Source organism: Thiohalocapsa sp. ML1 (genome assembly GCF_001469165.1).
Classification (GTDB): Bacteria; Pseudomonadota; Gammaproteobacteria; order Chromatiales; family Chromatiaceae; genus Thiohalocapsa.
The window spans coordinates 118,587-132,354 of the sequence record NZ_JABX01000006.1 but is presented as its reverse complement, the minus strand read 5'-3'; the positions used below and the strand labels follow the sequence as shown (position 1 = coordinate 132,354).

Here is a 13,768-nt window from a genome sequence, read left to right as displayed (position 1 = left end):
GGGCCATGCGCGAGAACTACTACATCGCCCTCGGCTTGGACCCGGAAGTCCTGGACCCCTTGGCCATCGAGCGGCGCATCAAGGAAAAGCAGCGCGAGTGGTCGGCGCTGCGGCTGTCCGGCCCGCCCAAGCTCAAGCGTGCGGCTGCGGCGCATTTGGAGCACCTGAGCGATCTGCGCCGGGTAATGCTGAATCCGGACACGGTGCTGGAGGAAGCGCGCGCCGCCAAGCGGTTGTTCGAGCGCGAGCGTCAAGCGCAGTTGACGCAGCTCGACGAGCAGATTGCGTTGTTGGCCGCGCACGGCGGGTACACCGACGACGACCTGAAGCACCTGGCCAACAACTTCCGCGGCGTCGTCGGACAGCCCGAGATTGAGCAGCGCATCAAGGCGGCGGGGCTCGCGCGATCGGCACCGGAAACCCCGAAGGTCCGGCCACGGCTCGATGCGGTCGTTGCCCGCAACATCCGCGAGAACTTGGCTGTGCTCGGGCACCAAAGCCTGTACGAGCTGCTCGGTTTGGAGCCGCACAATTCCCCTGCCGCGCTGATCGAAAAGACCGATGCGCTCTATGGCGAGCTGCGCCGCAGCGGCAAGACGGATGTGCAGGCCAGCGCCCGCAGCGAATTGCTCGGCCACTGCAAGCGCCTGTTTGCCGATGGCGCGGAGAAGGCGAAGTACGACCAAACACTGTCCGAGCAAATCCTGGAAGGCATGAAACCCAACCTGGAGCTGGCCGGACGCAATCGCTACCTGTCCCTCGACGTTCAGAGCCGACTGACCAGCCAGGCGGTCGCCCGGGGTGCGACGCCGGAGCTGGCCCGGTCCTTCGTGCTGGACTATGCCGCTAATCGCGGCTGGGCCATCGAAGGCGCCACCAAGGGACCAGCCAAGGCTGCCAGCTTGCGCCTGTGCGGCTATTGCGGCGCCATCGCCGATGCCGCACACCGCGACGCCCACTGCCGGCAATGCGGCGAGCCCCTCGATGAGACCTGCCCGCGCTGCGGCGCGGCGGTACCTACCACGACCTTCAAGTGCCCGAGCTGCGGCTGCGATACCGGCGACGGGCCGCTGGTGCGCGCGCTGATGACGGAAGCCAAGGCGGCGGCGGCCGACGGCAAGCTTCAGGAAGCCCGCCGGACTTATGACCGCGTGCTCGCCATCTGGCCCGATTGGCAGCCCGCCCGCCGCGAGTGCGACGCGCTGCGGGAGAGCATCGCGGCGATCGAGGGCGAGGTCCGGGCAATCGACAAGCTGCTGGCAACGAGACAGCTCGATGCCGCCCGGCGACGACTGGCAGAAGCCGCGCCGCGCTTCGGACAAGACGCCTTCCGCGACGTTCAATCGCGGCTCACGATGTCGCTGGGTGCGGTCTCAGCCTGCCTGACGAAGGCGAGACGGCTGGAGGCATCCGGCGACCGAGCCGGCGCCATAGCCGCCTTCGAGGAGGCACTGACCCTGCAACGGGACTGCACGGACGCCGAGCAGGCGCTGGCGAGATTCCCGCCGGCGGCGCCACGGGAGCTGAGTGTGAAGCCCCAGGGTTCGGGCTTCGCGCTCCGCTGGGCACCCGTCGAGGCCGGGCTGCTGTACCTGGTGGTACGCAAGGCCGACGGCTTTCCCAACGCACCCGATGACGGCGTGCGGTTGCAAGAAACCCGTGACCACCAATACAGCGATGCCACCGCACCCACGGGAACGGCTTGGTACTACGCCGTCTACGCCCTGCGCGGGACCATTGCGTCTGCTGCCGCCGCGAGCACCGGTCCGCATCTGCGCATGTCCGAGGTGGCGGATCTCGCCTTGGTTCCCGGGGATGGCTGCGTAACCCTCTCGTGGCGGCGGCCGTCCGGCTCCATAGGGGCACGGGTCGAGCGATGGGCCGGCGAGGCAGCCGCGCCGTCCCAATCCATTGAGCTGATCCCTGCCGGAGACAGCTGCGTCGACAGCGGCCTCGTCAATGGCGTGCGACACACCTATCGCGTCAGTGCGCTGTTTGCCGACCCCGCGCATGCCGGGCGCAACCAGACGACCGCGGGAACAACCCGCAGCGCCGTACCGGCAGCCCCGCCGAAGCCCGTGCGCGATCTCCGCTACGAGCGCCAAGGAGCGGACATTCGCGTCCGCTGGACGCCCCCCACGGCTGGCGAGATGCGGCTCCTGCAATCACCGCACCCCCCGTCGGCACGGGAAGGCGACACGCTCGACCCGGCCGGGACGGAGCGGCTGGGAACACTTGTGCCCATTCAAGCGCGGGATCACTGCGTCTTCAGGCCCGCCGGCAGCATCACTTATCTGCTCCCGCTGGTCATAGCCGGCGACCTCGCGGTGGTCGGACGCTCGATCGAGATCGCGTTGCTCGACGGTATCGACGCCCTGCGTACCCGTCGCACAGGTTTCACCATCGTGCTGACCTGGACGTGGCCGAGCACCGTCGACGAGGTACTGATGCTGTATCGCTACGACCGCTTTCCGATCTCGCCCGAGGACGGCGATGCGACGGCTACCCGGTGCTCGAGGGCAGCGTACGAACGCAAGGGATGCTGGGAGCTGCATGCGGTCGAAGAGCGGCCGCACTACTTCTCGGTTTACGCGGCGGCTACACCAAAAGGCCCCTACTCGGCGCCGGCTCAATGCATCGAGCGGATGGGCCAAGAGCGGATCGTCCGCTACAAGCTGGTCAGGCGGCGCTACCTGCCGCTCCTGCCCTGGGTCAGGGAGGTCGGCATTCAGTTGCGGGCGGATACCGACCTGCGCCTCAGCAACCTGTTGCTGGTCGGCAAGCCGCGGGCGCTGCCGTTGTCCCCCGGCGACGGCATGACCCTGGCCACCATCGCGCAGCTGGAATTGATCAAGGGCAGCGGGTGGATACCGATCGACCGGTCACGTCTGGATGCAGACACTCACCTGAAGCTGTTCTTCCGCGACGAGGCTGCCGCGGCCGAGGTGCGGCTCCTGCCCGGGGCCGCCTCCGAGATGCGCGTCGGATGAGCCCGCCGGTCATGACAACGAGCAGTGCACGGCAGTGCCTCGACATCGTCGGTCGGCCGTGCGGCGATCCGCAGTCCTCGCGCGCCCGTTGCGACACATTGCCATCGCAGTGCGACAGCATCACGCAGGCCAGGAGTAGTACCCGGTGATACGCCCAATCAAGCAGTTGATGAAACGCACGCGCGGCTCGATCAGGAGCGCGGTGTCCACCGAGGTCTGCCCATTCTGCTTCGAGACGTTCAAGCTCAATGCCACGCCGTTTCGCTGTGCAAGCCCGCCGCAGCTCTGCTCGCCCCAACCCGATCCGGTACTGATCAAACGGTGGGAGGACAAGGTTCTTACGGGCAGGGTGCTGCCTGCGCCGGGTAAGCGGTTTGTCCTGTTTCAACAATGTCCCAACTGCAGCGAGAAGAGCCACAAAAGGCTCTGCCCGCATTGCCACCAGGAGCTCCCGCATACCTTTGCGGAGCACCGCAACTACATCATCGCTTTGATCGGGGCCAAGACATCCGGCAAGAGCCATTACTTGCCGGTTCTCATCGAGCAGCTCAAGCGACACGTGGGCCCACGTATGGACATGCTGCTGCAACCGATGAACGATGCCACGATCAGCCGCTACCGCAACGATTTCTTCGACCCGTTGTTCAATCAGCACAAACTTATTGAAGGAACCTTTTCAGCCCTGCAGGTGCGTGCAAACCAGTTGCCGATGACCTTCTCGTTGACCTTCACCGGCAAGGGTCTGCTCGGCGGCGACCGCATCAAGCGGTCCATCAGCCTGGCCTTCTTCGACACCGCGGGCGAAGACCTAAAGGCAGAAGACACGATGAACGTTGTGAACAAGTACATCTATCGTTCCGACGGCATCATACTGTTGATCGATCCGCTGCAGCTCGGCCCGGTGCGGGATCGCCTCCCGGCGAGCATGGGCCTACCTCTCGTCGACGCCGAGACCAGCGACATCGTCACGCGCGTAACCACGCTCATTCGCCGGGGGCGCGGCCTCGATAACGACGCCAAGATCCCTACACCCCTCGCTGTTGCATTGTCGAAGGTCGATGCGGTCGAGGTGCTGCTCGACCCGCAATCGCCGCTGAAGGCGGCGCCGAGCCCGAGCACCCGCTTCGACCGCCGGGACTTTGTGGCCGTCGACGGTGAAGTTCGCAGCCTGATCGCCGAGTGGGACTCGGAATACCTGCTGCAACAGGTCCGTACGCACTTCAAGCGCTCCGGCTTCTTCGCGCTGACCGCTTTGGGCGGTCATCCTGATGCGGCACGCAACGTGAAGAACATCGTTCCCCGCCGGGTCGTGGACCCGTTTCTGTGGTTGCTGGCCCAGCACGGACTGATCAAGACGTCACGCTAGGAGACTCTCCATGCCTGTCCAACAGGTGCACTACACCTCATGCCAGCACGGAACGACCGGCTATGCCGGGTTCCAGGTACGCGCGGCTTCGCACGGCATCGATCCCGCCGACCTGCAAGCCGTGGTCAGGCGCAGCGGCTACCGCCGGCCGCTGAACTGGCCGCCGGACGCGGAGCTTCCGCTTGCCTATCGCTTCTATCTGCTCCCCTCGGGCCGCCTGGCCGTGAATGCAACCCGCTATACTGGAGTGGACTATTCCAACCGCGAAGGGAACATGTTCGCCCACACGCTATTGCTCCCGGCGGACGAGCTCTCGGCTTACCCGACGGACTACTTCACCTGGGACGGGTGGAAAAAGGCGCTGCTGCCGGAAGAAGATCAGGCAGGCCCGGAACCCTTGCCATTGCTGGAGGCCGGGCAACTTAGCCTGAGGCCCACCTTTGCGCCGCAGCACCTTGCCGAATTCCTGCGCCAGCGCGATGACCGCGAATCCAGGCTCTGCGCCATGGTTCAAGCCTGCTTTTTGAGCAAGCGCACCGGACGATCCTTGGTGATCCGCACTGCAACGGAAGACGCGGTTTGGTGGTTGGCCACGCTGCATCGTTGCTTTCCGCGTGGTCTCGCAAGCGGGCTCGATGTCTCCAGCTACGAATACGCCCGCATGGGATTGCCTGCCGTGGCCGCCACCGTCGCCGGAACCGAGCTTGATTGCGACGCGACCCAGCGGCAATACCAATTCTACTGCTTCGATGAGGTCAACAACTGCGACAGCCAGCTATCAGAGCCGGACGACGCCGACGAACAATGGCTGTATAGGTCTTCAAAGCGCTATGCCGAACGCGCCGTCGCGGCGCTCCGACGTGGATCAGGCGATCTCCCGGCACTGCTGACATTCCTCGAAGGGTTCGATCTCCAAGCCATTGACGCAGACTTGGCACGAGCCGCCGATCTGTACGCACTATTGACTGACGTGGGCGCAGCCCCGGACCCAACGGGCGCCGCGGATCTGCTCCAGTTTGCTTTGGACACGGCGCCGACGCGAATTTGGGGGGATCTGTTCCCGCGCATAGCCCCACTGCTTCAAGAGCTACGCCTGTCGCATCCCATGTTGTGGTTCCGGCTGCTTGCCAAGCATGTGACGGCAACCGCGGGCGCGGACCCGGCCTATGAGCGAAGCCTCCTCGATGGCTGGGTGGAGCTCTTGAAGCGAGACCTGCGGGCCGACGACGGGCGCCGTGTTGCCGAGGAGGCGCATTCCATCCTTCGCGAGACGCTTGCGGACGCCGATCTCAAGACGGCCCGGCTCGTACTCGGGCATGCAGAGACGCTCGCGGATGTTGCGCGCCAGGGCGACGCAGCCGCGGACCGCGCATTGACAACGCTGATCCACGCCGCTGATACCCTGAATATCAGGCCAGCACTGGAGCAGCCGGACATCGTCGGCTGGATCGCAAGCGTCGCTGAGCACAGTCCATCCCTGATTGCGCGGTTACTGCCGCGCCTGCTGTCGGCCGCCGACACTGCCGATGTCTTTCTGTCGGTCTGCGGCATCGTCGGCCTCACGGATTCGCCGGTAGACCCGCAGCTCGCCGCCGCGGCCGCGGGTGCTTTCCTTGAAGCCGAGCCCGGGTTCCCAACCGGGGCGCTGAGTCAGGCTCGCCCAAAGCTTGCGCTGGACGTAATCCTGCGGGAGTGGTCGCTGCGCATGGACTCGGCGACGGACCCGGTTCAGGCGTTCATGGACCACCATAGCCAAGTCATCGACCGGCTTCCGCAAGCCGACAGGGCCCGGGTCATGCCCTGGATGCGCGAGCACTTGCAGCCCCACGTGGCTCGCGGCGCGGCGGCCCTGAGGCTCGGCCGACACTTCTTCGCGCGCCGGGAGCTCGCGGAGCTGGCGCCCGAATTGCTGAAGCCCTGCCTCGCGGCCTTGAGCAATACGCTGCCGTTGGACCCAACGGCCCCCAGGGATGAAGAACTTGAAGCCGAGGTGCTGCGCGTCGCAGAGACCTCTGGCCTAGCGCTCGACACCGGCGTACTGCAACTGCGCGAGCTATTGGCGCGCGCCGCGAACCGTAACGACCCCTTTCCGCTGGACGATCTCGCCAAGCACAGGGGTCTCATCGCCAACCTGAGCAACGAAGAGTACGCGCTCTTCATCGAGCGAATGCTCGACACCCTGTCCGCCGACAGACTCGATGACTCGCGCCCGCATCACCGGCTCTTGCTGGCCTTGTACAGGCCGCAATCAAAGCTGCTGAGCAAGGCCTACCCGGCCTGGATGCAGCGCCATCTCCCAGAAGCCGATCCCGGCGACCTGGGCCGGTATATCGCCGACTGGCTCTCCCTCGGTGATGCGCTCGCAGAGAATCCCGCGTACGAGACCGTATACCGAGCGATAGAGCGCAACCTGATCGTAGTCCTGAAGCGGTACTCCGACGCGGACTACAAGCTTGCCTATGCCAAGTTCAAAGGCACCGCCGCGAGCGACAGAGCGATGAAGTCCTTCTCCCGCCTCAGCGCAAGTCGGGACGGAATGGGATCGAGCCTGGCGCGCGAGTTCCGGCGGCTTATGCAACGGAAACCCTGAGCGCCTTATTTGCCCTCGTGGCAACTTGATTCAGCTGGTCAAGCGGAGGTTGATTGATGGCACCGAACGAGATGCGCGTCGATGTGCACGAATCCGTCGATCAGGTTCTGATCGCCGGTCGCGATATCCATCAAACGCATCAAACATTCTTCGACCGTGCACCGGACTTCGTCACGCCATCACTGGATCGCTACCGGCCATCCGTCTATATCGGTCCGCGCATCGTGGGAAAGCTGCTGAGGAGCCTACAGGCAGAGCGTCTCATCCTGCTCACCGGTGAGCCGGAGGTCGACAAGGCCGAGCTCGCTCGCTATCTGACGTGGACGCTGATCAACAAGGTGGCACACGGTAAGACCCTGGCGGTAAAGGAGTGGCTGCGCGGATCGGAGTCGCGAAGCCTGGTCAGCGCGATCAGGAACGAAGCGGACCCGACCGTTTTCCTGCTGATCGATCTACAACCGCAGGACGCGAATTGGGACCTGGATCGGCTGTTCCAGGTGGCTGACGGCAAGCACTTCATCATCGCGACCATGGACGGGAGTCTGCGCAAATGGGATCTCCCGGCGCACGCGGAAAGCGCATGGGCACGGCAACTGTCCGCGGAGGATGTGTACGATCAGGAGTTCCTCTCCCGGCTGCTGCGCGAGGAGGTCATCCGCCGACGAGCCGAGATGCCGGCGCCGTTCGACAGCGTGTCGGGGCAGGACGATCCACTGGTCGGCGGCTCCTCGATTCGCGACATCGCCGCTCGGCTGCGCAGCCCGGGGCAAGTCGCCACCTTCGTCAATACGCTCCGCGCGGAGACTGGACCGTTAGATGCGGCCCGCGTCGACGCGCTGCTCGAGATCGCTGCGGACCCGGCCCGAACCATTGATCAGGCCTTTCGGTCGCTCGACAGCGGCGGGCAGCCGCTAGCGGCAATCGGCTTCTCCTTTTTCGAGGGGCTGCTCGACGACCAAGCCTTTCGCGCCGTAGAGAGGTTGTATCAAGAGGCGTGGAAAGAGCGAAATCCAACTCTCACGGTGCCCGACTACTGTGACTTGGCGGCACTTGAAGGCAATCTGTTCGAGTTCGTCTCCATCGAGCGCAATAGCAGGTTGGTGCAGGGCCGGGTTGCCGAGCAGCGTTCCTTGCTCATGCAGGCCGCTTGGTATTCCCGTCGCCGTCAGATCCTGGCCGCGATGCCAGTGCTGGTGAAAATGGTATCGGAGTCAGTATCCGACGACGGCGCGACCACGGACCGCGAGCTGCTCGGGGATCAAGACCGCCGCAGGCGACTTCGCGATGCCGTCGCGGATTCCTTGTCGGACGTCGGACTCGTCTCTCCGGAGGCCGTGGAGAACGAGCTCTTGAAACTCGCCGCCCATCCTAGCGCCGGGGCGCGCGCGGTGGCCGCACGCGCCATGGCGCGTTGGCGGCAGTACGACAAGCACGATCAGCTGTTCGCCCGGTTGGAGGCTTGGCAGCAAGACGCCTATGCCCGCCGCTTCATTCGCGCCTTGTTCCAGCAGCAACAGCGGCAAACCAGCAACCCGGAGGATTATCTGCGAGCCACCATTGCGCTGACGGTGGGATACGCAGGCCGCTATGACCCTGCGAATCGACTGGCGAAGAACCTGCTCGATCGCGTGGAGGAGTTTGCGGATGACTCGGCCCCAGTCGTGCGGGAGGCCTTTGGGTCATGGACGCTGCCGCTGCTGGTACCCCTCCACGCACAGCTGCTGAAGGATACCCTCAAGGGAATGACCCGCCATCTTGAATTGACCGGAGCGATCGCACGCAGCCTCGCCATCGCCTACCGCGCCGATCCCGTGGGCAGCTTGGCGATTCTCGACGAGTGGTTCACCGAGGCCTCAGCCATGAAGCCGACACGAACCCGTTTCCAGGCACCTGGCGATCGCGAGAAGCTCCTGCTCACGGTGGTGTTCGCGTATGGGCTCCTTGACCCGGAGTCCGGCGACCAAGCCGACATTGACGATCGTCTGGAGGAGGTGCTTCGAGCCGAGAAGCATCCGGTGGTTCGCGTGGGATTGGTGGCCGCGCTCGCAGCAATCGGAGGACGGGACTTCGACCGGTTCTCCGCAACGTTGCGCCGCGTGGTCGACAACGTTCGCGAAGACGAGTTGGGCTTCATCCGCGGCGCGCTCCGCGAAATGTTCAAGACGGAGCGCCGCGCCCTGGAAGGCGGCGACGCCTGGCTTCAGCATGACGGTATTCGATACCCCATCTGGGTAGACAGCCTGCGCCCGCTGACCAACATCGAGCGCACCCTGCTCGGCTGGCTGACGGACGCCGATGCCACCGCGCTTACGCAGCAACTTGCACTGCAGAGTTGGGTGATGTTCGAGAGCCTGCTGCACGATGCGGAGAAGCAGCGCATCCAGGAGATCAAGGATGCGCGTGAAAAGGAAAAGGAGGCGGCTGGCGACGAGGAACCGGATCTGGCGAGCACCCCGCTCAAGGTCCGCACCCGCTTTTCCTTCGTCCCGTTCCTGGTAACGCTGAACCGCCTCCAGTACAAGCGCGTCATCAAGGCACTGTACGCGGTCGCCGCAGGCTACGGCAGCAGCAACAAGAGCCTGATGGCGGTGCTGGATCGTTGGAGCGACCCGACCGACAAAGAGATTGCAGACCCTGATATCGAGCGCATCGCGCTGCTGCTGAAGCGAGCCCTTGACGCGAATGCTTGGGTTGTCTTTTGGCTGATCCTGGCCGCTGGTGCCACCCTTTCTGGCATTCTCTGGCTTACGTAGAGGAAAACTTCCATGAGCGGGTCCGATCCCAAGACTAACGTACATCAGACAATCAATTTCCACGGCCCTGTCAGGGATGCATTTACGTCCGCAGGAGACATGATGGTGACACCGGACAATGAGCAAAGACAAGCACCTAGACATCAGGAGCGTTCTCCATACCGCACGCACATTAGTGAAGCCGATAGATCCGAACAAGCAAGACAAGCAGGCGCTACCCGATTCCAGGTATTTCTTTCGTACTGCACTTCCGACGCCCCACAGGCACGCTATGTATACAAGCGCTTGTGTGCGGCTGGTATCTGTCCCTGGTTCGATGAAAGGGATCTCCACCCTGGCCAATCCTGGCACGATGCTCTGGAGCAGCAGGTCTCTGCGATTCCCTGCGTCGCGGTCTTGATCGGCCGGGAAGGCCTCGGTCCCTGGCAGCGCGAGGAATACAAAGCTTTTTGGCATCAAGCCAGCCTCCACGGCAAGGGGCTCATTCCCGTCATCCTGGATACGGCCGCCGGAGACCCTGTTTTGCCGCCATTGCTTCAGGACCGCATCCGCGTGGACTTGCGCGGCGACTGGAGCAGGGGCTTCGAACAGCTTGTCGAGGCCATCCGCAGCTTCTCGTCCCGCACGGCTGACGGTCCAGTTTGATGTTCCGCTTGCGGAACGAACGGCGCATGAGATGAGAAACGGGGCTTGCGGGATGCCGGCGACAGGGCCGGCCACCGGGACATCGGCACAGCTTAGGGGTATCAGGGCATGCCCAGACCAATGACAGAGTCGGCTTATCGCAGCTATTTCTTCGGCAAGGGCTTCGCAGACCTCGGCGCGACGATCGCCGGGGCCTTCGCGAACAATCGACGCGATGCCAGTGACCTTTGGACGCGCGGCAGAGATGCCTGGGTACTCGGCGACAACCTGATCGAGAAGCTGCCGTCGGCATGGTGGGTGGGTGCCTCGCTGTCGGTGCGCGTCTTCGGCACACTGACGACGCTCGGGCTTACGGTCGTCCACGTCCTGATTTTGAGTCTGTTCTTTGGACTGATCTACCTGGCCTTCACCGCGGTGCTCGCATTCGAGCGCATCCTGATGCTGGTTCGCGGCTTTGTCTCGGTGTGCCCACATTGCCATACCCGGCTGCCGCTGCCCGTCTATCGTTGTGACTCCTGCACAAGGACCCATTCGCGGCTCATCCCTTCGTCCTTCGGCATCCTGTTCCATCGCTGTAAATGCGGCGCGAAGCTGCCTTGTACGGTCTTCACCAATCGCGGCAGGTTGCAGTCGCAGTGCCCGACGTGCGGCAATATGCTCTCGCGAGAGCACACGGAGACACGCAAGCAGTTTCTGCCGATCATCGGTGGCCCGCAGGTGGGCAAGTCCGCCTACCTGTTCGCGCTGACACGGGAGCTGCGGGACTCGGTGGCCCCGCGCCTTGGCATGCACGGCAGTTTCGTATCGCCGGACCAGGAGCGGGCCTACAATGCGGTCATCGCGGGCATCGACCACGGGGTTCCGCCCGAGAAAACCGTGCAAACCCTACCCCGCGCCTTCGATCTGCTGTTTCGCGGGCCTGGCCGCCCGGACCTGACCTTGTATCTCTACGACCCCGCCGGTGAGGCGTTTCAGCGCAGCGACGAGCTGATTCCGCACCGCTTTCTCGATTACCCGTCCGGCATCCTGTTCCTGGTCGATCCATTCTCGATACCGGAGGTTCGGTCCCGCTACGCGGAGCAACTGAAGAGCAATCTCAACATCAGCCCCAGCCGCTTTCCGCCCGACGAGCTCCTGACCCGGTTGATCAATGTTCTGGAAGGGCAGTTTGGACTGTCGCCCACTGCCAAGATCAAGGTTCCGGTGGCCGTGGTCCTCACCAAGATCGATGCCTTTCGGCTGGAGGATGAGATTGGCGAGGAGGCGCTGCGCGCGGGCGGCGCGACCACCGCAGATAAGACCGAGCAGGCTCGTCGAAACCGGCTTATCACCCAGCGCTTGCGGGAATGGGACGAAGGCGGCTTTGTTCACCGCATCGAGACGCGGTTCGCCACGGTCAATTTCTATACTGCATCAGCCCTCGGGCGCACGCCGGATGAGGCGCGGCACGACCCCTTTGCGCCGAAGCGGATCATGGAGCCTGTGCTCTGGCTGCTCGGTCGGTCGAATGCGCTGTGGGCCGGCAAGCCGCCCCGCCCTCGGGCTGAGTGGTTCGTGCGGGTTCTATCGACGCCTGCTGGATTGACGGCCGGCGTCGCAGCCCTGGCTGCTGCGGCCAGCATCGGTGTCGGCGCAATCATGCTGCGAGGTGGCTCACTCGGCGCTCAAGCCCCGGCCGATCACCGCGCAGAGACGGTTGTCTACGGTAGGTTCGGGGCGGGGCAGGCCCGGTCGGAGAGCGCAGCCCAGCCCCGCGCTGCCGTTCCTCCGCAACCAGCGCCGCCCCGTCCTAAGGCAGCGTCGTCAGGTCCGGCGCAGGACACTCCAGCACCAAGCCGACCTCGGCCCGCAGTTCCGCCCACCCTGATGGAACGCCCGCAGCCCGCATCCCCGACGCCGCCCGCCCCTAGCTTGCCGAGACAGCCCCTGCCAACGGCAGAAGAATGCTGCCGGCTTTTCGTCAAGACCGATCCGGCGGACGCGCAGGTGCGGATTATGAACATAGCGCCCAAGTACTATCCAGGGATTCGGCCTGGCAAGGACGTGGTCGACATCTTGGTGGAGCACAAGGATTTTGTGCCAAAGCGGATGGAAGTAGTAATGACCGACCCGCGGCAAGATGTGTGGATTCGCCTGGAACCGAAGTTTCAGTACCTGACCGTCGAGCCAACGCCGAGCCATGCACGAGTCAGGGTCATGAACGTCGTGCCACCATATGAGGATCAGATGCGCCTACCGGCGTTCCGGCATTACGACGTCTTGGTGTCCGCGCCCGGATACCAAGATTTGCGGCGCGATATTTTTCTAGACGAGTACGACAAGCGTGTTCAGGTGGTTCTGCAATCACGCTGATGTAGGCCCGCGGCATCGCGGCCTACTTCGTAACCCAAATTCTGTTCAGGGAGCGCTCTGTCATGCCCCACGTCATTGGCGCTATCGTTGTCATCATCATTATCTGGTACGTTGTCGTCTGCCTGATCCCGGTGCTCATCCAGCGGATTGGAGCAGTCCTGCTATGGCTGCTGCAAGCCATCATTTTGCCGGCGCTGGTGTTTCTCCCCACTGTTGCCGTCGTGATGCTGACCATAGCGTTTCTAGGCGCGAGCTGGATTGCCGTGAAGAACTATTTTCTGGCGATTCACGCGAACATCGTGCCCGAGCCCAAGAACAGCGCGCTCGGCACGGGCATTCGCGGCGGCTTGATTGGTGCCCTGACGTTGTTCATGGCGCTTTTCTACGCAGCACAACTTGGCGGATTCGGGAGCTTGGCCTATTTCGGCGGTCTGGCTGCCATTAACGCGATCACGGGGTACTTCGACTCGATCGAGTTTCCGGGCTTCGAGATTCATTATCCCTGCGGCTGAGAAGCCCTTCCGACGCTCCGACGCTGCGGGGGGCTGCTCGTCCGCCGCGTGCCCGGCTTCGGTCCTCCGGCGGTGGCCAGGCCGACCGCGCGGCTGCTTGGCCCCCATTCGGCTATCCTCGGCCCATCGGCCGCTTGCCTCGGGAGATGTCAGCCATGTCCGAGCACGTTCTCTGGAATATCCTCGTGTCGGAGCAGACCGACCGCGATGTCCGCGCCATCCTCTACGAGCATGGATTGCCGCCGCAGGCGCTTGCGGCCTTCGTCGAGGATGCCGTGCGCTGGCGTGTACTGGACCGCACCGTCCAGACGCTCAAGGATCGCAACGGGGAGATGGATCCGTCCGAGCTGGAAGCGCTCCTCGACGAGGAGGCAAGGGCCGTCCGTCGCGGCGCCGCCACGGAATGAATACGATCGGCCACACCGGCCGCCCGACTGCCTGCGCATTGGTTGCCGGGTGTTCGGCATGCGCCTGGTGCTCGACTCCAACGTCCTGCTCTCCGCGCTCATGGTGCGCGGGACACGGCCCGATTTTGTGTACGCAGCTTGGAAGGCGGGCAG

At 64.1% G+C, this 13,768-nt stretch carries 8 protein-coding genes; all 8 read left to right on the top strand.

Annotation, left to right across the window (positions count from 1 at the left end; translation table 11 throughout):
* The first annotated feature begins 5 nt into the window (after positions 1-5).
* The 8 genes from ML01_RS05655 (at position 6) to ML01_RS05620 (ending at position 13,615) form a co-directional block, all read left to right on the top strand.
* A complete protein-coding gene (locus ML01_RS05655) occupies positions 6-2,990 on the top strand; it encodes a zinc ribbon domain-containing protein (RefSeq protein ID WP_058554432.1) in 2,985 nt (994 codons plus the stop codon).
* Positions 2,991-3,159: 169 nt separating this feature from the next.
* Positions 3,160-4,356 carry a hypothetical protein gene (locus tag ML01_RS05650; protein ID WP_058554431.1) on the top strand — a complete coding sequence of 399 codons (1,197 nt, stop codon included), beginning with the start codon at positions 3,160-3,162 and terminating at the stop codon, positions 4,354-4,356.
* 10 nt (positions 4,357-4,366) lie between these two features.
* Entirely contained in the window at positions 4,367-6,946 is a 2,580-nt protein-coding gene (locus ML01_RS05645; protein ID WP_058554430.1) for a hypothetical protein, read from the top strand.
* 56 nt (positions 6,947-7,002) lie between these two features.
* Complete coding sequence (locus tag ML01_RS05640) at positions 7,003-9,699, top strand: hypothetical protein (RefSeq protein ID WP_058554429.1); 2,697 nt, start codon at positions 7,003-7,005, stop codon at positions 9,697-9,699.
* Positions 9,700-9,711: 12 nt separating this feature from the next.
* On the top strand, positions 9,712-10,344 hold the full coding sequence (locus ML01_RS26890; protein WP_082673986.1) for a toll/interleukin-1 receptor domain-containing protein: 633 nt from the start codon (positions 9,712-9,714) through the stop codon (positions 10,342-10,344).
* Positions 10,345-10,464: 120 nt separating this feature from the next.
* The gene (locus ML01_RS05630) at positions 10,465-12,696 is read left to right on the top strand and encodes a hypothetical protein (RefSeq protein ID WP_058554427.1); all 2,232 of its coding nucleotides are present in this window, start codon (positions 10,465-10,467) and stop codon (positions 12,694-12,696) included.
* Between the two features lie 62 nt (positions 12,697-12,758).
* Complete coding sequence (locus tag ML01_RS05625; RefSeq protein ID WP_058554426.1) at positions 12,759-13,208, top strand: hypothetical protein; 450 nt, start codon at positions 12,759-12,761, stop codon at positions 13,206-13,208.
* A gap of 155 nt (positions 13,209-13,363) precedes the next feature.
* Complete coding sequence (locus ML01_RS05620) at positions 13,364-13,615, top strand: ribbon-helix-helix domain-containing protein (RefSeq protein WP_058554425.1); 252 nt, start codon at positions 13,364-13,366, stop codon at positions 13,613-13,615.
* The last annotated feature ends 153 nt before the right edge of the window (positions 13,616-13,768 follow it).

Coding starts and splice junctions, on each gene's coding strand:
- ML01_RS05655 (WP_058554432.1), top strand. CDS start 6: ATGCGCGAGAACTACTACATCGCCCTCGGCTTGGACCCGGAAGTCCTG.
- ML01_RS05650 (WP_058554431.1), top strand. CDS start 3,160: ATGAAACGCACGCGCGGCTCGATCAGGAGCGCGGTGTCCACCGAGGTC.
- ML01_RS05645 (WP_058554430.1), top strand. CDS start 4,367: ATGCCTGTCCAACAGGTGCACTACACCTCATGCCAGCACGGAACGACC.
- ML01_RS05640 (WP_058554429.1), top strand. CDS start 7,003: ATGGCACCGAACGAGATGCGCGTCGATGTGCACGAATCCGTCGATCAG.
- ML01_RS26890 (WP_082673986.1), top strand. CDS start 9,712: ATGAGCGGGTCCGATCCCAAGACTAACGTACATCAGACAATCAATTTC.
- ML01_RS05630 (WP_058554427.1), top strand. CDS start 10,465: ATGACAGAGTCGGCTTATCGCAGCTATTTCTTCGGCAAGGGCTTCGCA.
- ML01_RS05625 (WP_058554426.1), top strand. CDS start 12,759: ATGCCCCACGTCATTGGCGCTATCGTTGTCATCATCATTATCTGGTAC.
- ML01_RS05620 (WP_058554425.1), top strand. CDS start 13,364: ATGTCCGAGCACGTTCTCTGGAATATCCTCGTGTCGGAGCAGACCGAC.